The organism is Haloflavibacter putidus (genome assembly GCF_006546625.1).
GTDB lineage: Bacteria > Bacteroidota > Bacteroidia > Flavobacteriales > Flavobacteriaceae > Mesonia > Mesonia putida.
Genome location: NZ_VIAR01000001.1, coordinates 439,522 through 461,028, shown reverse-complemented (window position 1 = coordinate 461,028; position 21,507 = coordinate 439,522). Strand labels below are relative to the sequence as shown.

Annotated in this window: 25 protein-coding genes; 3 read left to right on the top strand and 22 right to left on the bottom strand. The window is 36.1% G+C overall.

Annotation, left to right across the window (positions count from 1 at the left end; translation table 11 throughout):
* Positions 1-5: 5 nt before the first annotated feature.
* The 18 genes from FKR84_RS02105 to FKR84_RS02020 form a co-directional block, all read right to left on the bottom strand.
* Positions 6-1,016 carry a sugar phosphate nucleotidyltransferase gene (locus FKR84_RS02105; RefSeq protein ID WP_141420527.1) on the bottom strand — a complete coding sequence of 337 codons (1,011 nt, stop codon included), beginning with the start codon at positions 1,014-1,016 and terminating at the stop codon, positions 6-8.
* Between the two features lie 167 nt (positions 1,017-1,183).
* The gene (gene dut / locus FKR84_RS02100) at positions 1,184-1,615 is read right to left on the bottom strand and encodes a dUTP diphosphatase (RefSeq protein ID WP_141420526.1); all 432 of its coding nucleotides are present in this window, start codon (positions 1,613-1,615) and stop codon (positions 1,184-1,186) included.
* Positions 1,616-1,626: 11 nt separating this feature from the next.
* Positions 1,627-3,078 carry an oligosaccharide flippase family protein gene (locus tag FKR84_RS02095; protein WP_141420525.1) on the bottom strand — a complete coding sequence of 484 codons (1,452 nt, stop codon included), beginning with the start codon at positions 3,076-3,078 and terminating at the stop codon, positions 1,627-1,629.
* Between the two features lie 213 nt (positions 3,079-3,291).
* On the bottom strand, positions 3,292-4,167 hold the full coding sequence (gene atpG, locus FKR84_RS02090; RefSeq protein ID WP_141420524.1) for an ATP synthase F1 subunit gamma: 876 nt from the start codon (positions 4,165-4,167) through the stop codon (positions 3,292-3,294).
* A gap of 82 nt (positions 4,168-4,249) precedes the next feature.
* Positions 4,250-5,830 (bottom strand): F0F1 ATP synthase subunit alpha, encoded by a 1,581-nt coding sequence (gene atpA, locus FKR84_RS02085; RefSeq protein WP_141420523.1) that lies wholly within the window; start codon positions 5,828-5,830, stop codon positions 4,250-4,252.
* 40 nt (positions 5,831-5,870) lie between these two features.
* Entirely contained in the window at positions 5,871-6,422 is a 552-nt protein-coding gene (atpH, locus tag FKR84_RS02080; protein ID WP_141420522.1) for an ATP synthase F1 subunit delta, read from the bottom strand.
* Between the two features lie 14 nt (positions 6,423-6,436).
* A complete protein-coding gene (locus FKR84_RS02075; RefSeq protein WP_141420521.1) occupies positions 6,437-6,931 on the bottom strand; it encodes a F0F1 ATP synthase subunit B in 495 nt (164 codons plus the stop codon).
* 83 nt (positions 6,932-7,014) lie between these two features.
* Positions 7,015-7,236, bottom strand: a complete 222-nt coding sequence (gene atpE, locus FKR84_RS02070) for an ATP synthase F0 subunit C (RefSeq protein ID WP_111539905.1) — start codon at positions 7,234-7,236, stop codon at positions 7,015-7,017.
* Between the two features lie 25 nt (positions 7,237-7,261).
* Positions 7,262-8,347 carry a F0F1 ATP synthase subunit A gene (atpB, locus tag FKR84_RS02065; protein ID WP_141420520.1) on the bottom strand — a complete coding sequence of 362 codons (1,086 nt, stop codon included), beginning with the start codon at positions 8,345-8,347 and terminating at the stop codon, positions 7,262-7,264.
* Between the two features lie 127 nt (positions 8,348-8,474).
* Complete coding sequence (locus tag FKR84_RS02060; RefSeq protein WP_233357636.1) at positions 8,475-8,729, bottom strand: hypothetical protein; 255 nt, start codon at positions 8,727-8,729, stop codon at positions 8,475-8,477.
* 142 nt (positions 8,730-8,871) lie between these two features.
* Positions 8,872-9,111 carry an AtpZ/AtpI family protein gene (locus FKR84_RS02055; protein WP_141420518.1) on the bottom strand — a complete coding sequence of 80 codons (240 nt, stop codon included), beginning with the start codon at positions 9,109-9,111 and terminating at the stop codon, positions 8,872-8,874.
* Positions 9,071-9,487 (bottom strand): bactofilin family protein, encoded by a 417-nt coding sequence (locus FKR84_RS02050; RefSeq protein ID WP_141420517.1) that lies wholly within the window; start codon positions 9,485-9,487, stop codon positions 9,071-9,073. Before FKR84_RS02050 ends, FKR84_RS02055 begins: the two co-directional genes overlap by 41 nt.
* Position 9,488: 1 nt before the next feature.
* The gene (porW, locus tag FKR84_RS02045) at positions 9,489-12,074 is read right to left on the bottom strand and encodes a type IX secretion system periplasmic lipoprotein PorW/SprE (RefSeq protein ID WP_233357635.1); all 2,586 of its coding nucleotides are present in this window, start codon (positions 12,072-12,074) and stop codon (positions 9,489-9,491) included.
* Between the two features lie 271 nt (positions 12,075-12,345).
* A complete protein-coding gene (locus FKR84_RS02040; RefSeq protein WP_141420516.1) occupies positions 12,346-13,041 on the bottom strand; it encodes an ABC transporter ATP-binding protein in 696 nt (231 codons plus the stop codon).
* A gap of 1 nt (position 13,042) precedes the next feature.
* Positions 13,043-14,515 (bottom strand): DUF5687 family protein, encoded by a 1,473-nt coding sequence (locus tag FKR84_RS02035; protein ID WP_141420515.1) that lies wholly within the window; start codon positions 14,513-14,515, stop codon positions 13,043-13,045.
* A gap of 82 nt (positions 14,516-14,597) precedes the next feature.
* A complete protein-coding gene (locus FKR84_RS02030) occupies positions 14,598-15,299 on the bottom strand; it encodes a hypothetical protein (RefSeq protein WP_141420514.1) in 702 nt (233 codons plus the stop codon).
* Positions 15,296-15,898: a hypothetical protein gene (locus FKR84_RS02025; RefSeq protein ID WP_233357634.1), complete on the bottom strand. Its 603-nt coding sequence runs from the start codon at positions 15,896-15,898 to the stop codon at positions 15,296-15,298. The genes FKR84_RS02030 and FKR84_RS02025 overlap by 4 nt, the downstream gene beginning before the upstream one ends.
* 2 nt (positions 15,899-15,900) lie before the next feature.
* Entirely contained in the window at positions 15,901-16,239 is a 339-nt protein-coding gene (locus FKR84_RS02020; protein ID WP_141420512.1) for a PadR family transcriptional regulator, read from the bottom strand.
* A 130-nt stretch (positions 16,240-16,369) separates the two neighbouring features.
* Here FKR84_RS02020 and FKR84_RS02015 point away from each other — a divergent pair, with 130 nt between their 5' ends.
* Complete coding sequence (locus FKR84_RS02015) at positions 16,370-17,425, top strand: ferredoxin--NADP reductase (protein ID WP_141420511.1); 1,056 nt, start codon at positions 16,370-16,372, stop codon at positions 17,423-17,425.
* Positions 17,426-17,466: 41 nt separating this feature from the next.
* Here the strand turns inward: FKR84_RS02015 and FKR84_RS13275 are convergent, their stop codons facing one another.
* From FKR84_RS13275 to FKR84_RS02005, 3 genes are read right to left on the bottom strand one after another with little or no spacing between them, the layout of a single operon-like run.
* The gene (locus FKR84_RS13275; protein ID WP_233357633.1) at positions 17,467-17,643 is read right to left on the bottom strand and encodes a hypothetical protein; all 177 of its coding nucleotides are present in this window, start codon (positions 17,641-17,643) and stop codon (positions 17,467-17,469) included.
* Positions 17,644-17,653: 10 nt separating this feature from the next.
* Positions 17,654-18,694, bottom strand: coding sequence for a glycosyltransferase family 9 protein (locus tag FKR84_RS02010; RefSeq protein WP_141420510.1), 1,041 nt, complete (start codon positions 18,692-18,694; stop codon positions 17,654-17,656).
* A 10-nt stretch (positions 18,695-18,704) separates the two neighbouring features.
* Positions 18,705-19,331: a DUF4254 domain-containing protein gene (locus FKR84_RS02005; RefSeq protein WP_141420509.1), complete on the bottom strand. Its 627-nt coding sequence runs from the start codon at positions 19,329-19,331 to the stop codon at positions 18,705-18,707.
* A gap of 211 nt (positions 19,332-19,542) precedes the next feature.
* Here FKR84_RS02005 and FKR84_RS02000 point away from each other — a divergent pair, with 211 nt between their 5' ends.
* Positions 19,543-19,824 carry a type II toxin-antitoxin system RelE/ParE family toxin gene (locus FKR84_RS02000; protein ID WP_141420508.1) on the top strand — a complete coding sequence of 94 codons (282 nt, stop codon included), beginning with the start codon at positions 19,543-19,545 and terminating at the stop codon, positions 19,822-19,824.
* 13 nt (positions 19,825-19,837) lie between these two features.
* Positions 19,838-20,155, top strand: a complete 318-nt coding sequence (locus FKR84_RS01995; protein ID WP_141420507.1) for a HigA family addiction module antitoxin — start codon at positions 19,838-19,840, stop codon at positions 20,153-20,155.
* A gap of 58 nt (positions 20,156-20,213) precedes the next feature.
* Here the strand turns inward: FKR84_RS01995 and FKR84_RS01990 are convergent, their stop codons facing one another.
* Positions 20,214-21,212 (bottom strand): DNA adenine methylase, encoded by a 999-nt coding sequence (locus tag FKR84_RS01990; RefSeq protein ID WP_141420506.1) that lies wholly within the window; start codon positions 21,210-21,212, stop codon positions 20,214-20,216.
* Between the last annotated feature and the right edge of the window lie 295 nt (positions 21,213-21,507).

Sequence of the window (21,507 nt, the reverse complement as noted above, 5' to 3'; positions counted from 1 at the left end):
CAGATTTATTCTAAAACAGAATAGTCGCCAATACTTATTTGGGTAAACTTGCCATCAAATTTAGCATGGTTTCCTATCATAGCATTGTCTAAACTGGCGTTTTTTATACTGGCGTTGGTTTGCACCAACGAGTTTTTTATAGTAGAATCTTTTACCACACATTGGTCACCAAGCGAAACATTGGGACCAATTGTTGCGTTTTCTAACACCACATTTTCACCGATATAACAAGGTTGTATAATTTTCGAGTCGGTTTGTTTTACGGTATCCGAAACCAAATTCTTCCCTTCGTCTTTTAAAAAGTTAAGCACTCTGCCGTTGGTTTCTACGGTTACGTTTTTGTTGCCGCAATCCATCCATTCTTCTACCTTTCCCGGGGTAAAAATAAAACCTTTTTGCTTCATTTTTTCTATACCATCGTTAATCTGGTATTCGCCTCCGCGGATTAGATTCTCGTCTAAAACTTCTTGTAATTGCTCTTTTAAAATGGCTACATCTTTAAAATAATAAATGCCAATAACCGCCAAATCAGAAACCTTATCTTTTGGCTTTTCTACTAAGTCTGTAATTTGGTTTTTATCGTTTATTTTAACCACGCCATAAGCTTCCGGGTTTTCTACTTGTTTTACCCAAATAACCCCGTCAGATTTGGTGTCTAAACTAAAATCTGCTTTAAACAAAGTATCTGCATAAGCAATAACAGCCGGCCCAGATAAAGATTCTTGCGCGCACATAATGGCGTGGCCGGTTCCTAAAGGTTTATCTTGTATATAAATACTGGCTTTTGCTCCCAAATTATCGGCAATAGCATTGAGGTCTTTTTCTACTTCTTCGCCAAAATCTTTCCCTATAATAAAAGCTACTTCGTCTATTTTTTCGTTTACCACGCCGGCAATATCTTCTACCAAACGTTGCACAATGGGTTTGCCCGCAATGGGTATTAAAGGTTTAGGAACAGTTAAAGTATGTGGTCGTAAACGGGAGCCTCTTCCCGCCATAGGAACAATTATTTTCATATCATTATCCGCGAAAGCGGTATTTTTTTATTAAACTTTTCTTTTATACTAGCTTTTATTTGTAAAACCTCAAATATCGCTATTTTCCAATTCTTGCCACAAAGAGGAGGCGTAAAAGATATTTTCTTAACGTTTTCTTTACGGAAAAGCTTGTTGCTGCATAACTTTTATACGCCCGTACTACCAAAACCGCCGGCTCCCCTATCGCTTTCTTCCAAGCTATCTACTTCTTGCCATTCTACGCGATCGTGCTTGGCCACGACCATTTGCGCAATGCGCTCACCGTCGTTTATAGTAAAAGCTTCTTTGGATAAATTGACTAAAATAACGCCAATTTCTCCTCGATAATCGGCATCTATAGTGCCGGGCGCATTGGCAACGGTAATTCCCTTTTTGGCTGCCAAACCGCTTCTGGGACGTATTTGTGCTTCGTAACCCACCGGAAGTTCTATAAATAAACCGGTTTTTACAATAACCCGCTCTAACGGACTTAAAATTATTTTGTCTTCTAGGTTAGCCCGAAGGTCCATTCCGGCCGAAGCTATAGTTGCATACGAAGGTAAATCGTGTTTGGATTTATTAATGATTTTTACTTCCATAAAGTGTTAAATTAAGATTGCAATATTTTTTTGATTTCGTTCTTTTCGGAAAAATAAATAATGACAAGAAATATAAGTAAAAACAAGACACCAATGCCATAATTTTCTCGGAAAACATAAAAAGATAAAGCCGAAAACCCAATTGCAAGTCCTAAATAACTCAGTATACTTTTTGTACTGTACGGAATAGGATAATATTTTTTTCCTAAGACATACGATAGCAACATCATTAAAAAATAGGCCGATAAAGTAGCAATGGCAGAAGCTATATAACCAATAAGCGGAATAAAAGCAACATTTAAAATAATAGTTAATGCCGCGCCAGCTATAGAAATATAACCGCCTATTTTGGTTTTGTCTGTAATTTTATACCATACAGAAAGGTTGTGATAAATCCCTAAAAAGAGATTGGCCAAAATGATTAAGGGCACAATATGCATAGCCTCCCAATAGGTTTCGTCTTGAATAAGCACAACTTTAAACAAGTCTATAAACACCACAATTACCAGCAAAATAACCGAGCCGAAAATGGTAAAGTATTTAGTTATACTGGCGTAGTTTTTTTTAGCGTTCTTAGCCGTGGCGTGACTAAAGAAAAAAGGTTCTATTCCTAACCTAAAGGCCGTAGCGAATAATGTCATAAAAACAGCCAGTTTATAACAAGCAGAATATGCTCCTATTTTTTCTTTTGCAATAGCTTCGGGAAGAAAATAATTTAGAAAAATACGGTCTGCTACTTCGTTTACCGAAAAGGCAATGCCGGCAATTAGAATTGGATAGGCATAAGACAACATTTGTTTCCAAAGTTTAGTGTTAAAACGTAGTTCTAACCTAAAATAGAAAGGCAGCATCAATAACAAAGTAAGTCCGCTGGCAATCAAGTTGGAAATAAATACATAGCTTATTTTAAAATCCGGTTTATAAATACTGTTAAAGAAAGTGTTGTTTTGACTAAGATCTTCCAAATAGAGCAGGAAAAAAACATTAAGACCCAGGTTTACAGCTACATTAAAAATCTTGATTATTGCATAGCGCATAGGTCTTTCTCGCGCCCGTAACCACGCAAAGGGAATGATTACCAAAGCGTCTAGAAACAGAATCCAAATGGCGAGTTTGATGTACTTTAGCGGAATGTCTATTAAAATACTCACCTGATTTTGCAGCAATAAAGCCAGCACCAAAAAAACACCGGAAGAAAAGAATAAAGACCAGCCGGAAGTATTTAAAACCGTTTGCTGGTTTTCTTTCTTATTGAAAAACCGAAAAAAGGCGGTTTCCATTCCGTAGGCCAAAATAACATTGAAAAGCACAAAATATGCAAAGATAACCGAGATCTCTCCGTACTCTCCGGTAGGCAGTACCGCGGTATAGAGCGGCATTAGCAAAAAGCTTAACATACGGGGTAAAACCGTTGCTAAACCATAGATAAAGGTTTGTTTGAAAAGTTTTTTGAATACGCTCAAGAAAATTCTTTTTAAGAAAGTTTAAAAGTATTGAATTCCGTTGGGCTATTCAATAATTTGCTTAAAAAGAGTTGAAAATGTAGTGAAAAATTATCGTAAAAATAAAAAACCTCGCAGGTTTTGAAAACCTACGAGGTTGGTATTTTTTATAAAATTTGCTCTTCAATCGCTAATTGACGCTTCCGCATTTTGAACATTTGCTCCTTTCGCTCGCTAATTGTTCAACGCTTCCGCTCCGCCAACAATTTCTAAGATTTCATTGGTGATGGATGCTTGACGTGCTTTGTTGTACGATAGTTTTAAATCGTCTCGTAACTCTGTTGCGTTGTCTGTTGCTTTATGCATCGCTGTCATACGTGCGCCGTGCTCTGAAGCAAAAGAGTCACGCAAGGCTTTAAAAAGCTGAATTTTTAAAGATTTTGGAATTAAATCTTTTATGATTTCCTCTTTTTTCGGCTCAAAAACATAATCTAAATTTATGTTTTCTTTTTCTTCCTCTTCTGTTTCTTGCGGAACGATTGGTAAGAATTGTTCGGTTTTTACAATTTGGGTTGCTGCGTTTTTAAAGCTGTTGTAAACCAATAAAACTTTGTCAAAATTGCCTTCTACAAACTCTTTCATGAGTTGTTCGGCAATTTCCGCGACAGCGTCAAATTCTAAATTATCAAAAATGGCATTGTTATTTTGATAAATCTCAAAATCTTTCTTTAAAATATCATCGGCTTTTTTACCTATGGTAAACAACTCCAATCCTTTATTGGTGTATGCCTTTTGCTTAGATAAACTTTTAACTCCTTTTATAATATTGGTGTTAAAAGCACCGGCCAAACCACGATTGGAAGAGATAGTTACCACCAAAACCTTTTCTACCGGGCGTTGGTCTGCATATTTACTTTCTGCGCCTTCTTCCATACTGGCACTAAGGCTTTGTAGCAACTCGGTAAGTTTTTCGGCATACGGCCGCATGGCAGTAATAGCATCCTGGGCTTTGCTCAATTTGGCAGCAGATACCATTTTCATGGCGCTGGTAATCTGCATGGTCGAGGAAACCGAGGTAATTCTACTACGTAATTCTTTTAAATTTGCCATATTAATAGTTATGAGTTAAGAGCGCGGACTTAAAATCATTTGTTTAAGCCCGTCACCCTTTATTCAGCATTTAAAATTTTACTTATTTCTTATACTTTGCCGAGATATCTTTGGCTGCATTTGTTAAAACATCCAAAGCATCATCAGTTAATTTTCCGGCTTTCAAGGTATCTAAAGTATCTCTGTGTTTTGCATCTAAAAATTCTAGATACTCTGTTTCAAACTCTTTTACTTCATTTACCGGTACATCGCGTAACAAGTTTTTAGATCCTGCATAAACAATTGCAATTTGATATTCTACCGGGTACGGATCGTTTTGCGCTTGCTTAAGTATTTCTACGTTACGTTTACCTTTTTCAATAGTGCTCAAAGTTGCAGCATCTAAATCTGAACCAAACTTAGCAAAAGCTTCTAATTCGCGGAATTGTGCCTGGTCTAATTTTAAAGTACCGGCAACTTTCTTCATCGATTTAATTTGGGCAGAACCACCAACACGCGATACCGAAATACCAACATTAATAGCGGGACGTACACCAGAGTTAAATAAATCTGAAGTTAAGAAAATCTGTCCGTCTGTAATAGAAATCACGTTGGTAGGAATATACGCCGAAACGTCTCCCGCCTGTGTTTCGATAATTGGTAGCGCGGTTAACGAGCCACCACCTTTTACTTTTTCTTTTAACGCCTCTGGTAAGTCGTTCATTTCTTTTGCAATACTATCGTCGTTAATTACTTTAGCAGAACGCTCTAGCAAACGCGAGTGCAAATAGAAAACGTCTCCGGGATATGCTTCACGCCCCGGTGGACGACGTAATAATAAAGAAACTTCACGGTAAGCTACCGCTTGTTTGGATAAATCGTCATAAATAATTAAAGCTGGTCTTCCTGTATCTCTAAAATACTCGCCAATTGCAGCACCTGCAAAAGGAGCATAAACCTGCATTGGAGCAGGATCTGAAGCGTTGGCAGCCACAATAGTGGTATAATCTAAAGCACCTTTATCTTCTAATGTTTTTGCAATTCCGGCAACGGTAGAAGCTTTTTGACCAATGGCTACATAAATACAGTAAACAGGCTCGCCTCTATCGTAAAATTCTTTTTGGTTAAGGATGGTGTCAATACAAACGGTTGTTTTACCGGTTTGACGGTCACCAATTACCAACTCACGTTGTCCTCTTCCTACAGGTACCAAAGCATCTATAGATTTAATTCCTGTTTGCAAAGGTTCTGCAACCGGTTCTCTGTAGATTACTCCAGGAGCTTTACGCTCTAATGGCATAGAAATGGTTTCGCCAGAAATTGGTCCTTTACCATCTATGGGTTTTCCTAAGGTGTCTACAACACGGCCAACAATACCTTCGCCTACATTAATTGCGGCAATTTTTTGTGTACGTTTTACGGTATCTCCTTCTTTAATTTCTTTTGATGGGCCTAAAAGTACTACCCCAACATTGTCTTCTTCGAGGTTAAGCACCATGCCTTGCAAACCAGAATCAAACTCTACCAGTTCGCCATACTCTGCATTAGAAAGACCGTATACACTTGCAATACCATCTCCTACGCTTAATACCGTACCAACTTCGTTTAGACTGGCATCTGCTTCAAAGCCCGATAATTGTTGTTTTAAAATTGCTGAAACTTCAGCAGGATTTACTTCTGCCATAATTATTTATTATAGTGGGCAGTTTGCTTGCCCGTTGTTTTTAAAGTTTAATTTCTGCATTTTCCGTAAATTGTTTACGGAGTTTATAGAGTTTTCCAGCCACACTGGCATCGTATTGGGTATCGTCTATACGCAATACAAATCCGCCCAAAATCTCTGGGTCTACCCTTTTTTCCATCGTAACTTTACTTCCGGTAAGGTCTTTTACTTTGCTTAAAAGCTTTTCTTCCATCTCTGGCGTCAAGGCTTCTGCGGTAGTAACTTTGGCAACTTTAATATTGTTTACCCGGTTGTATTGTTGCATAAAACTTTGTGCAACTTTATCTAGAATAGCTATACGCCCGTTGTCTATAAGAATATCAAATAGACTGCTTACACTTTTATCTACGTCTTTAAAAATAGCTTTTAAAGATTTACGTTTTACCGAAGGTTTTACCACCGGACTTCTTAAAATACTGCGAAGTTCCCGGCTGGCTTTTAATGTAGCCGCAACTTTTTTTACATCTGTTGCTATCGCGTGAGAATTTTTATTTTCTTGCGATAAATCCAGCAATGCTTTTGCATAACGTTGGGCTGCTCTTAAATTTGCCATGCTACTGTTTTATACTAGTTTAACTTAACGTCGTTAAGCATATTATCTACCAACTCCATTTGTTTTTGCTTGTTGTCCAATTCTTTTTTCACAACTTTCTCTGCAATTTCTATAGAAAGGTTGGCAACCTGCGCTTTAATTTCGGCCAAAGCAGCTTTCTTTTCTGTACGAATGCTTTCTTGGGCTTTTTCTATAATAGCGTTAGCTTTCTTATCTGCTTCATCCGATGCATCGCCAATCATTTTTTCTTTAATTTGACGCGCTTCTTTTAAGATAGCGTCACGCTCTTCTCTGGCTTCTTGTAACAACTTTTCGTTATCTGCCTGAAGATTTTCCATCTCCAAACGTGCCTTTTTAGCAGAGTCTAAAGCTTCGTTTATAGACTCTTCCCGCTTACGGATTGAGCCTAAAATTGGCCGCCAAGCAAATTTTGCCAACACGAACAACAATATTAGCAACACTACGGTTTGCCAAACAAATAATCCTATTTCCGGTTTTATTAAATCCATAATCCTTAACGGTTTATTCCTTAATTTTTAAAAGAACCCTCTTTGCAACCAACCGTTACAAAGTAGGGTTCATTTTCTAATTTCTAACGTAACACACCTAATAAAGCTGCTACTACACCAAAAAGTGCCACACCCTCAACAAGTGCTGCTGCAATAATCATTGCTGTTTGGATTTTACCTGATGCTTCTGGTTGACGTGCGATAGCTTCCATCGCAGACCCGCCAATTTTACCAACACCAATTGCCGCTCCAACAACTGCTAAACCAGCTCCTAAAGCTGCCAATCCTACATATAATAATTCCATAGTAAAAAAAATTAAAAATTAAAAATTAATGATGTTCATGTTCTTGCACTGCCATACCTATGAACAGCGCTGATAGCATAGTAAAAATAAATGCTTGAAGAAACGCTACCAGTAACTCCAATATCATTATAAAGAAAGCAAAAGGAACTGAAATTCCCGCTACTCCTACGTGTTCTAAAATAAATATTAAGCCCAACAAACTCAAGATAATAATATGACCCGCAGTTATGTTGGCAAACAAACGAATCATTAAAGCTACCGGCTTTATAATTAAGCCCAAAACTTCTACAACTGCCAAAATGGGTTTTACAAAAGTGGGAATGCCCGGCATCCAAAAGATATGCTTCCAGTAATCTCGGTTTCCGTTTACTACAATTAATATAAGCGTAAACATTCCTAAAGAAACGGTTACAGATATATTACCGGTTACGTTTGCCGCTCCGGGAAGCAAGCCTAATAAATTTGTAATCCAAATAAAGAAAAACACCGTTAGTAAAAATGGCATAAATTTCATGTACTTCTTTTCCCCAATTTGCGGTATAGCAATATCGTCTCGTACGAAAAGCACTAAGCTTTCTAAGGCATTGTTAAGCCCTCGTGGCGCTTTCTCGTTCTTTTTGTGGTGTTTTGCCAAGCTAAAAAAGAAAACCAACATTACTATTACCGTTAAAAACATAGCGGCTACGTTTTTGGTAATAGATAAATCTAAGGGACGTTCTGCGTTGGCAGGATAATGTTCTGCGTTAAACTCTACGGTTTCTTCGCCTTCGTTTAACTGATAAATTTTTTCGTGATAATTTACAAAGCGCTTACCATCTTTTTCTACTACATGCTTTGCTTCTACATCGTGATGAAACTCACTAGACATAAAGTTTACGAGACCATCGTCTGTATATAAAATAACAGGAAGTGGCAGTACTGCTGCATCTTCACCGCTACCAAAGAAATGCCAACTATGCGCATCGCTAATGTGATGCATAATCATTTCGGTAGCATTAAATGCTTCTCCTGACTCCAAATCATCTTCTTGTGCAAAAGAAGTAAAAGGATGCACGAATAAACCCAGGGTTAAAACCACTAAAAGTTTAAACGATAGGTAGGTTGTCCTCATATTTGCTCGACTTAATTTACGCTCTTCAAAAATTCGGTGCAAAGATAGTCTTTTAATGCATATCTAAAAACCCTAAATAAAAAAAATATTTTTTGTTGTATACGAGAAATAGTTCAATGTATATCAACTATTTAGCGCGAAGTAGCTTTACTGCAAAAAAGGTTTCTAAAATGAGGTATAAAAAATAGGGAATAAAAAAGTTAGCAATATTAAGTAAAAGGTGCGGAACCCGCTCTTGGTCTAACAATAAAGGAAGTAAGAAAAGTACGGCCAAAAACATTTTAAACAAACCCATTGCCATAAACGCATAACCTGTTTTATCCGGAAAGTTTTTAGAAATCCAAAGTAGCAAGGCATACATACCTAAGCTTATTAAGCCCAAAAATAGATATATTAAGTATAAAGGATAAAATAAATTAGCCCCAACAAAATACATAGCCACCCAATGTAATACGTATAATAGAATACTAAAAGGTAACAGATAAATAAGAAATTTTTTTAACAAAAGTAAGGGTATTAAGGGTTTAGGAGAAATTCTTTAAATTACTATAAACTTGGTATAAGCCAACAAAAACGCCTAATAACGAAAATATTATAGTAAAAGCAGCATATTTATTAGGAAACTTTTCGTCTAACCAAATACCTAAAAAAACGCCACCGGCAATGGCTACTGCCATCTGTATCGCAATACTGGTAAATACTGTCCAATTTTTTACCGGTTTATTAAGCTTGTTTTTTTTGTTTTCCTTCTTTTGCTTGTTCATGCTTTAGATTCTTCACATTTCCTTTCATTACACAGGTTGCGTTAAAATCTGCGCCGGGTTCTATTGCTAATTTACCTACATTAACTTCACCTTCTATTTGTGCAGAGGCTTTTAAAGAAAGTAAAGCGTTAACTTGCAGGGTACCGTCAAATTTACCTTCAAAATCGGCATTTTCGCAGATTAGCTCTCCTTCAAGAAATCCTGTCTTTCCTACCACCACTTTACCGGAGGTTTTTAAGGTGCCTATTAATTTTCCTTCAATACGAAAGCCGCCTTTAGCTTCTATATCGCCTTTTATAATAGTGCCTTGTGATATTTTATTTTGTTCGTTTACTCCTTCCGTAAAGGTTTTTTTTGCTTTTTTTTCTGAAAACATATTATTCTTGTGATTTAAACGCTAAGTATTCTTCTAAATTTTTATGAACCTGCAGGGTTTGATAATTAACGACAGAAATACCAAAATTCTCTCGCGCAGTTTTTATTTTTTTATCTTCTAAAAGCCGCTCGCCAAAACCTTCTGCGCCCATCTGACTTTTGAGCCCGTGTATAACCAAAAAGTTTTTTTCTGGTGTATAATTATCTATAGATGTTTTTATACCGGTAAGTCCTAAATCTACTATTGCTTGATCGATCTGCGCTTGCAAGTCGACTAGTTCTTCCTTATTATCTTTGGCAAAAGGAAAAACCAATTTATAGGAATCTGTTTGACCAGGTTTCGACTTGGTAAAGGTTTTATTTTTTAAAGCCGGTAACGATTTTTGTATTATCTCTTCGGCACGTTTTCCTTCTTCGCTTTGCGGATAGGTTAAGGCTACATAGTTCAAACCTTTTTTATAGGCTTCAAAACCATACAACCTGCCTTTTGCCGTAGCTTTTAAAAGTTCGAATTTGGGAACAATATCTGTACCCGTAAAACGCTCTATTTGCTTTTCGCTTTCGCTGATTACATATTGGTATTTCTCCTTTTTATAGGCTTTGTAAAGATTTTTATAAATAGCCTCCGGACTGTTTTTGTCGTCTTTTAATGCACCCGGATTTCTTAACACCTTAGCATAACGCGAATCTGGATGATTGGTTAAAATATCTTGTTTCCAGATTGCTGCTTTTTGTGTGTTGCCGGTAACTTCGTAGATTTTATATAAATTATATTTGGAAGGTAAAACTAAACGTTCTTCGGGATTTTGCTGTAAAAGTTTTTCGAATTTATCGGTAGCCAACGGATATTCTTGAAATTTCTCTTTATAGATAACGCCCAATTGGTAATAGGCAAAATTACGATCTGTTTTAATGCTGTCTATAACTTCTTTTTTCTGCGGAATTTTATCTATATAGGTTTGCGCTTGGTATTGCGGTTCAAGGTCTAACTCTGCAATTTGCAATGCAGTTTCGTCTATTTCTTTTGGTTTGCCCCCGCCGCTTGTAGAAGCTTTGTAGCGCCAATTATCTGCCAAATCTATATCGCCCCAAGTTCTAAAAAATTGTAACTCCCCGCGCGCCGCCCTAGAGGTGTTATAAAAGTAAAACTGCCCGGCATTTTCACGACTTGTTTGCCCCGAAGCACTTAATTTACCAAAATCTGCCGGTTTGCCGGCCGTAGATGTTTTACCCGCTTTTTCTGCCTCTTTTATGCTTTCTATGGCTACTTTTTTTAAACTGTCTGCATAGGTTTTAAAATAAACTTTGCGATTTTGCGGACTCATTGCTACCAAGTTTAAAACACTATCGGTTTCTTGGGCAATTTCTTCATATTTGATAACGTCTACCAGGTTTTCGCGTTTCTTTTTTATATCGCGGTACTTTCTGGTGTTTTCGGCCAAGTTGGTTAAAGTGCTGTCGTAATAAGCGCCCGCATCTTTATATTCTGCTTTATCAAAATAGATATTTCCTAAACGCAGGTAATCTTTAGATTTTAAAACCCTGTCTGGTGTATTGGTTCGCAGAGATTGATTATAAAAACTTACAGCAGCATCAATAGAGTCTATGGTTTTATAAAATTCTGCCATTCTATGATAAACACGATCTAAAAACGGTCGGTTTTCGCGATCTTCTGCCAATTCGTGCAAATGGGTTTCTAAAGCAATTTTATCTTTTTTGCTTAGGTCGTAATTTTTTGCTTTTTCGAGGTAAGCATTAATCATATAAACGCGCGGACCTTTACGGTTTAATTCAATAACCTCATCAAAAGCTACATTGGCACTATCTATTTTTTCTAAACGCTCGTAAAGTTGTCCTTTTATAAATAGGTAACGCGCTCTTTTTTCGTCAGAATTCTCGCTTGCTATAGCCAAATTTAATGGTTTTATAGCATTTTGCTGCTCTTCTAAGTTTAGGTAAGCTTGCGCCAAAGTAGCGTAAGTTTCTGCCATTACCTCCTCTTCTACTTCTACACCAGATTTTAGTAATTCGTGTAGGTTTTCTAAAGCCAACTCGTTATTGCCCAAACGCATATTGGTTTTTTCGCGCCAGACGCTAGCCTCAACCAATTGGTCGCTTTGGCGATAATTATTCAACACATAATTAAAAGCATCTAAAGCCGGCACGAAACGCTGATCGTAATACCGTGCTTTTCCTAAAAGAATAAAAGCTTTATCCATTTGCGGATTATACTCTCGCCCTTGAATATTCATATTATGTTTCTGAATAGCTTTATTGGCTTTTTCTTCGGCGCGCTCAAAATTTGGATTTTTAGACTCCCCGGGTTTGGTAACTTCTTCTTCTACCTGCATTCTTTCTATTGGTAAAACTTCCCAATAATTATCGCGGTAATTTTGCGCCAATTCTTCTTTACCTTGCTCTAAAGCCATTTGGCCATTATAAATGGTATTGTAATAAGCGCCCATAGCGTGAAAATTGCGGTTTACCCACTTGTTTTTCTTTCTAGAACAAGCAGCAAGGCTAACCACGGCAAAAACAACGCAAAGTATTTTAAGGGGCAGATATGGGTTATAGTTTTTCCAATTCATGTATTTAGAATAACTGTATATTGTCTATTTTAGTATGATAGGGCGTAAAAATACGCTTCTTTTAAGAAATCGGCTAAAGATGCGTCTATTTTTTGAATATTCTATAGATTCTATTTGTAATTATCTACTTACCGAAGTTTAACTTGAGGTATTTCAAGAAAACTCAAAACGCTATAAAAGCCTGATTACTTTTTTTGTATCCCGCTCTTTCGGTGTTGGTAAATAACAGTAATAATCAAGGGACTGAAGTCCCTTGTAAAATAAAAACTTTTTATTTTGCGAAATAAGTTTCCAACTCCTGCAAAGTTACCTCGTTGGTCATCATATCTTTTACCACTTTGCCTTTATCTAACAAAACAATGCGTTCGCAAACTTCTGTTACGTGGCTTAAATCATGGCTGGAAACCAAGACGGTTACGCCTTTGGTTTTTGCCAAATCTCTGATAATTTGCTTTAAGCGAATTTGCGTAGTTGGATCTAAATTGGCAAAAGGTTCGTCTAGGATTACCACTTCCGGATTACCGATAAAAGCAGCTACAATTCCGGCTTTTTTCTGGTTTCCTTTAGAAAGGTCGCGTAAATATTTTTTTTGCTGAAGAATTTCGCCGTGGAAAAAATCCGTAAAGCTTTCTAACAGCGCATCTACATCTGCTTTGCTTTGGTTGCGCAATTCGCCAATAAAATAAAAATATTCTTCTGCGGTAAGATAGCCAATCAAAAAAGATTCGTCTATAAAGGCAGAAGTAAAAGGTTTCCAATCTTCGCTTTTGTCTATGCGGATATCTTTACTGATGATGTGGCCGGCGCTGGGTTGAATCAAGTCTAAAAGCAAACTAAAAAAGGTGGTTTTTCCGGCCCCGTTATTTCCTACCAAACCAAAACTTTGGCCTTTGGGAATTTCCAGTTCTTCTATGTGTAAAACTTCGGTTTGGTTGTATTTTTTACTTAGTTGTTCTACTTTAATCATATTATTTTTTTTCGTCAAATGCTGCAATAGTTTTGTACTTTCCTTTTTGATAAACACCTTCTATTTTAGAGAGGAAAAATGCTTTAAAAACAAGTCCCAACAGGCCGCTAAGCGCTAAAGCAAGCAGACCGGCTTCAAAATTTATAAATTTGTATGGAATGTAAAAAATAAGCATTGGCCCAAGCATTTTGGGCAAAGCTATAAGCATCTGCGTTGGATTAAAACCTTGGGTGTTGCCAAAAGCTTTCGATTTTACATTCAATTCTACCGGTACGCGGTTTAACGCGCCGCCAAAAAGGGTGATAAACGAATTTAAACCTATATTAAACAAAGCGCCGGCGGCAATCATTCCGTAAATTTTCCAACCAAAATAAAGATAAGGCGTGCTCAAAATAAACGAAACTACCACCGCAACTACCATTAGCAACCATTTAGATTCTAAATATTGCCTGTACGGAATGTTCTGACTCATTAATAATTTGTAATATTCGCTATCCCAAGAAGGCACCAATTGCCCAAAGGTTAGTAAAAAACCGCCGGTTACAAAAATGGAGGCAAAAGCTAAAAACACCGGCATATCTTTATAAGTATCTTGGGTATAAAATATGAGGCCGTAAAATAAAAACAGAAAAGACATAAGCAATACTTGTTTTGGACGCGCATTGCGGACAATAAGTTTAACATCATTTTTTAAAAACGGCGCCAATTTGCCAAAACGGTTTAGAAAACTTAATTCTGTGGCAGTTGCTTCTTTGGTTTCTTTACGGATTGCATCATCTAGATAAAAACTTTTTCGCATAAATCTAAAATTCCTTCTGTATAAAAGAACAAGCAACAACAGCGGAATGCTAAAGGCATACCAAATACTATAAAACTTATTAAAAAATAGGCCGGCATCTTGGGTTATATCGTAAATCTCAAAATATTTTAGACCGAAAAAAATTGCTATCACCCCAAGTAAGGCATAAAAAACCGCATTGTTTTTATTGATTAAAAAATTAAGGAAGTTTAGCGAAAGACTAAAAAACAACATGGCCAAAAACCAAGCTATCACATTTATGGGCGTATAGCCCTGCACTAGCAAAACAATGCTAAAAGGCACAAAGAAAAACAACGGTAAAAAGGTAAAAAACGAAATAGTAGTTTTGGCAAGTAGGTAATGAATTACGGTTTTACGCCTTATGGGAATAAGCATATAAGGTTTAATATTCATAACCGGGAGTTGGTGCATAAAAAACCGAATGGCCAAATCTATCAAAAACCAGAAAACAAGGTAATTATTTACTACCACCAACGGATCTTTTTCCGGCTGCATTTCTTCTAGCATAAAATAAGAGAAAACGCCCAGGGCCAAAAATGAAACTATAAAATATAAGGCTGCAAAAGCCAGTAATATTTTAATAGCAATACCTTTTTGAAAATGCGCCGAACGCGAAAATTGTTTCCACTCAAAGTTTAAAAAACGGCTAAACATATATTGATTTCAATTTTGCGATAAAAGTAATAAAAAACGTTTATTATTTTTTATTATTTACAGAATTGCAAATAAAAAAATACTATTCGTAAAATTTCCACTCGGGGTAAGTTTCTTTTAATAGCTTTTCCCGCTTCCGCGGAAGCAAAACCAGCGCAGCGTATAACAACAAACAAAATGCAGTAAATACTAAGCTATAGACCAAGCCAAACCAAAAATTACCCAATAAACTATCTGGTAAAAAAACGAAAATTTGCACCGGTAAGTTTGCAAAAATGGCAAGATGCCCGGCTTGGGCTATTAAATTTTCTAACAAATAAGGTTTACGGTTTTGTTGCTTGGCAAGCAGCTTTTGTCTTTTTCGGGATTTAAAAATTTTTATAAAACTAAGAACTATCAGCGATACCAAAGTGCAAACCAAGATATAGCTACCGTATTGCCATTTAGTTAACTGCCTAAAACTAAGTAAAAATAAACCAACTAATACTACTATTCTTGGTAGGTTTAAAAATGCTTTTATCTCGCGCAAAATAATTTTATAATAGCGTTTTTCTATAGTTTTTTGTCTAGCTTCTACCACTTCTAAAAATCCGTAAACACCAAATTTTTTAAATTCTTCTTGTAAGGCAGTTTCAAAATCTTTGTTAGGGTTTATTTCCCATTGGGCTTCAATGGCGTTTGCTAAATGATCTACCAACTCGTTTTGCACTTCTTGGTATTCTACAAAATGCGCATCGGTAAAATTATATAAACGCTCTATTTGTTGCTTATTTAATTTTTTCATGCCAAAGCAGCTTGCTTGTAATATGTTTTTATGGTTTTATAAGCCGTAAAGGCAATGCTTATATTAATCCAAAATATTGCTAGAAGTACATAAAAGTTAGTAGTTTCTCCGCCCAAAGAATCTATAAAAATAAAATAAGTAAAGTAATTAACAATTACAGAAAACAAGCCCAAACGCTGTGTAAAAGAGAATTTAAATTTACGATAAATTACAGCCGGAACGCCCAAATAAAACAAAGGCGAAAGCACCAAAACAGAATACAACCAAGAAATATTTTGTACCGTACTAAAATACTTGATTGCTCCCAAAGCAAATAACAACAATAAACTTTTAGCCAAAAACAGGTTTTTACCAATCAAAAGCAGCAACTTTTTATCGAGACTCCAACGGTATTTTCCGCTGGTTTTTAAAAGTTCGTTTTTATTCTTAAGCATATAACTTTTAAAGGCGTCATAGAAATCTAGGTTTTCTTTTTGCATTTTTTCCTCTACCGCGCTGGCCACGTGATCGAGCATTTCCATACGGATGTCTAAAAAATCTACACCAGATTTGGTTAGATAATTATCTATAAATTTTATTTTTTGTTTATCCAACACCATTTTTAAGAGAATTTAGGTTTGGGAAAAAGCATGCTTTGCATGGTATGCATAAATTTTTCGAGTTCGGCTAGTTTTAAACTTGCTTCTTTCTTGCCGGTTTGGGTGAGTTTATAATATTTGCGCAAGCGGTTATCTACTTTTTTAACCTCAACCTCCAGCAAGCCGTCGGCTTCTAATTTGTGCAAAGCCGGATATAAAGCACCTTCGGTAATTTGCAGTTCTCCTTGGGTAATTTTTTTTACTTTTTGCGTAATTTCGTAACCATACATTTTGCCGCCATCGTCTAATAGTTTTAAGATAATAGTCGTTAAACTGCCTTTGTATAGTTTTGAGTTACTCATAATTAGCCGTCAAATAATAAAACAAATATAATTATTTTTTTATACCTAAGAATATTAGGTATAAATTTTTCAAGTAAGATTTTACGTTAAGCTAAATCATCTTTGTATTTTTGTAGAAAAAGAAGACAACGTGAAAAACTTTCATTCGTTACGGGTTAAAGAGATTATCCGCGAAACCCCAAAAGCTGTAAGCCTCGTTTTTGAAGTGCCACAAGATTTAAAGTCTATTTTTCAATTTACCGCCGGCCAATATCTTACTTTTAAACATAAGTTTGATGGCAAAGAAATAAGACGGTCATATTCTATTTGCTCTACTCCAGATAGCAGCGAATTAAAAGTAAGCGTTAAAGAAGTTATTGGCGGAAAGTTTTCTTCGTTTGTAAATAACCAATTGCAAGTAGGAGACGTGCTGGAAGTTTTTCCGCCGGAAGGCAAATTTACGTTTGAAGCTACGCACGCACCAGAATCACAAGCCAATTATGCGGCTTTTGCTGCCGGTAGCGGAATTACGCCCGTAATGTCTATCATAAAAACCGCACTTTCGCAAGAAGAACACAGCAAATTTGTTTTGGTTTACGGAAATAAATCTCCCGAGGAAACCATTTACTTTAAAGAATTATTAGCGCTGCAAGCAAAATATCCCGACAGGTTTTTTGTAGAGTTTGTTTACAGCCAAGCAAAAGATAAAGATTCTTTTTTTGGAAGAATTGAACGCAGCACGATAAACTATGTGCTTAAAAATAAATTTAAAGGTCACCGCTTTGAAGCATTTTACCTTTGCGGTCCCGAGGCAATGATAGATTTGGTTTCTGAAGTTTTACAAGAAAAAGACATCCCTAAAGAAGCCATCCATTTTGAGTTGTTTACCTCTACCGAAGAAGGCGAAGTAGAAGCTAGTCTTGAGGGAAAGACCAAAATTAAAGTTTTGGTAGATGACGAAGAATTTGAATTTGAAATGGATCAAAAATCCAGTGTTTTAGATGCCGTTTTAGACCAAGATATAGACGCGCCTTATTCGTGCCAAGGCGGTATTTGCTCCAGTTGCATTGCGCGCATAAAAGAAGGCAGCGCAGAAATGGCCAAAAATCAAATTCTAACCGATGAGGAAATAGAAGAAGGTTTAACCTTAACCTGCCAAGCACATCCAACTTCTTCTAAATTGACGATAGATTATGATGATGTGTAGATAAAAAGGAATTGCTTTGCAATAAAAAACATTTAAAATCTTTACACCAAAACACGCCAAAACTTTACAATTACATACAAAACAAAAACCACACCTATTATATATAATCGTCTTTTTTGGTTGTTGTCTAAGTGCTGGTAACGGCTTATGTTAAAACCAATGTATACAATGCAAATGCCCAGAATGGCGTAGGTTAAAATTGGGTTTGAAAATTCCATAAAGGCTGTTTTATTCTATAATTTCTTTAATTCGTTCTATTACTTTTTCCGGCTCAATATCGCGCATTACATTTTCATAACCGGCCACTTCTTTATTACCATAAATGGAAGTTGGCAATAAAGGATATTTCTCCCTATCCGGTAAAAACTGGTTTTCTGTCGGTTGTCCAAAAGGCGCAAAACCTGCATACGGATGCGTGGCGCCCCATAAAGTAATTACCGGCACTTGAAACATTGCTGCCAAATGGCCGTTGCCACTATCCATAGAAAGCATTAATTCTAAATTAGAAACCAGTTGCAACTCTTCTTCAAAACTGCAATTTTTTCCAAAAAAATGTACATTACTATGCGTTTTTGCCAATCTTTCCAATTCTGGGGTTTCTTTTTTTCCGCCACCAAATAAAATAATTTCGTAGTTTGGGTTTTTAACTAATAAAGCTATTATTTTTTCAGATAAATCTAAAGGATACATTTTAGCTTTGTGCGCTGCAAAAGGCGCAAAACCAATCCATTTTTTTTCAGCGTCTAAATGTTTTTTTACAGCAGCTGGCACTTGTAAACGTTGCTTTTCAATTTTTGTGCTAAGGTCTACGGGGAAACCCAATTTTTCAAAAACTTCGGCGTAGCGTTGGTGGGTGGTTTTTAAAGCTTTAAAGTTTTTATTTTTAGAAGCGGTCAACGCTTTTTTCTCTGCACGACCCTTATTTATCTTTTCCAAATTTATTCCGTAAAGTTGCCAAACGGCTCCCAAAACTTTGGTACGCAACACGTTATGCAAATCTGCCACGGCGTCAAAAGCTACTTCTTTCCGTAAAGTAGTTGCCAGATTTACCAAGCCGCCCAAGCCTTTGTGTTCTGTTTTTACTTTGGCAAGCTTAACCGAAACCCCGGGAATTTGCTCTACAATAGGTTTAAAAAAAGCTTTGGTTAATACAGTAATTTTTATTGCCGGATATTGTTGCCGAAAAGCCTGCAAAACAGGCACGCACATTGCCACATCGCCCATTGCAGATAAACGAAGTACCAAAATATGCTTGGGTTGTTGCTTCATAAAAACCCGGTTATTTTTTCTGTCGTAAAATAGGGTTTAATTCGTCGTCGTTATACATTTTCATCTGGCGGTAAACCTTCATATACTTTCTGCCGGCAGCAATATCTTCTAACAATTGGTTGATAGCCATAGATAAATCTACGCGTTGCTCTAACAAAACATCCAACTTTGCTTGGCATTTCATTTGGTGTTCTTGGCTGGCATCTTCTCTATTGGCTTCCTCGTTCATATGGTAAATTTTTAAAGCCAAAATAGAAAGTCTGTCCACGCCCCAAGCCGGACTTTCGGTATTTATTGTCGCGTCTTCTTTGGGTTCTACATTTTTAAAAAGGTCCAGAAAATAACTGTCTATATATTCTACCGTATCTGTGCGGTCTTGGTTAGATGCGTCTATTTTACGTTTTATTTCTAGCGCTGTTACCGGATCTATTTCAGGATCGCGAATAATATCTTCGTAATGCCATTGTACGGTGTCTATCCAGCATTTACGATAAAGTAAATGCTCTATAAGTTCGTTTTTATCGTTATACGGATTTTCGAAGGGCTGATTTACGGTATTTATTTCGTGGTATTTTTCTATAACTTCTTTAAAAACGCGATTGGCTTTATCTGAAAATTTTGTCTTTTCTGCTTTCATAAACTATTTTCTAAAAGCACCTTTTTAGGCACTATTGGGTTACTGAATGTTTTCTTTTTTCGGATTTTATCAAAAATAAGCATATATTTTTCATTTAAAACGAAAATTGCTTTTTCTATGCGATAATTTAAGGAAAGAATCAATAAACGAATATTACCGGAAAAATAAAAGATAATTTTACTTATCTTTGACGTTAGTAACGCGAGAAGTTATGATATTATCTTTTGGTTCGAAAGAAAGTGAACAGATATGGAATGGTTTCCGAGTAAAAAAAATGCCACTTAGCGCACAAAAAATTGGGCGGCGGAAATTGAGAATGCTTAATAATTCACAAAATATTGCTGATTTAAAAATACCTCCATCCAATAGACTTGAAAAATTGTCCGGAAATTTAAAAGGATTTTACAGTATTAGAATTAACAAGCAATGGCGAATAATTTTTATTTGGGACGAGGCGAACGCAAGAGAAGTTGAAATTATTGATTATCATTGAAAGAACGAAAAAAATGAAAAAATTACCTAACGTACATCCCGGCGAAATTTTATTTTATGAATTTCTTGATCCATTGGAAATTACAGCATACCGACTTTCCAAAAATTTGAAAATTCCACAAACTAGAATTTCGGAGATAATAAAAGGAAAACGCCGAATTACAGCAGATACTGCCTTAAGATTAAGTAAATATTTTGGGAATTCAGCTACATTTTGGCTTGGGCTACAAAATGATTATGATATTGCGGAAGAAAAAGAAAAAAAAGAAAGTGTTTTAAAGCAAATAAGCAAGTACACGAAATCAAATTCGTCTAAAAACCTTAGTAGTTAACTATTGAAAAATTTAGTATTCTTCTTGTAATCTTTAAAAGGAGAAAGATATTTTCTACCTACTTTTTCAAAATATGTAAATACTCTGTTGTTCTGGTTGCTTTATGTTGCCTGTTTTCTGTTTTATCTGCCTTAAAACGTTGGTAAGTGGTGGTTTCTAAACTATAACTTCCAAAGTTTTCCATAATTTGTTTTATGTTTTCGGAAGATAAAAGTCCTTCGTTATTATAACTTAAAAAGATATACTTAAAGTCGGCATTTTTTAATAATTCTTCTAACTGCTTGCCAACTTCCGCCTTTTTGCAATAAAGCGATTTATAATAATCTGGTAAACCGGTTTTACCTTTAGGTTCAAAATTATTATAACGCGCAATGGTGTTGAGTAAATGGTAATTTGCCCCGTATTGCCTTGCGTTATAAGGCGGATCTAAATATAAAATATCTCCCGAAATCTTTTTTATCAAACTATTGGCATCTTCCTGAAAAACCTGATGCGAACCCGTAGTTTTTTCAAATTCGGCCGCTTTTAAAATAAGCGGTTTTGCCGCCGAAGTTTTAATCTTTTTTAAAAAAGCACCGTACACAGATGCAGTATTGGCCACTTTGTCTGCACTTTCTAGTAGACTGCATAAGAAGAAATAATATTCTTGTTGCGTAATTTCTTCTGCGTTTTTCCAAGCTTCTATTTGCAACCGTATAGCATCTATTTTTTCGGCATTTGCTTGGGAAAAAAACATGCGGTCACTTTTGCCGTTTTGGCCATATTCATTTGCAATAAAAGCTTTTTTTGGCGGTAATTGGTTTAAAAAATCGATACGCTTAGCTGTGTTGTCTAAGGCTTGATGGTTGCCAATATAATTTTGTAATAAAATATAGCTGTAAAACTCAACATCGTTAGCTATAACTTGTTTTATGAGCGGTTTAAACTTCCTGCCAACAATTCCGGTGCCGGCGAATAAATCGCAAAAAACCATTGTTTCTAAGCTTTGCGGAATTGTTTTTTGTACGCTGTCTATAATCCAGGCAGAGAGCTTATTTTTAGAACCGATGTAATTCAAACAGAAGCGATTTTTAGTTATAGTCGCCAAAAATAGTAACTAATAGGTTGTAAATAAAATTAGGTAGACTTTAATTCTTAAACCAACACCAACCTGCAGGGTTTCTAAAACCCTGTAGGTTTCTTTACCAGACCGAAAAGAAAAACCAAAAAATAGCTTCTCAATTCTTTAAATAACAGGACTCTTGAATATACCTATACAAGGTTGGAAAAACCTTGCAGGATAATCGGTTAGTTTAAAACTGCCTCTTCAAAAATATCCCCGCGTTAGGTATTGGAGCATTTGTTTGAGCTCT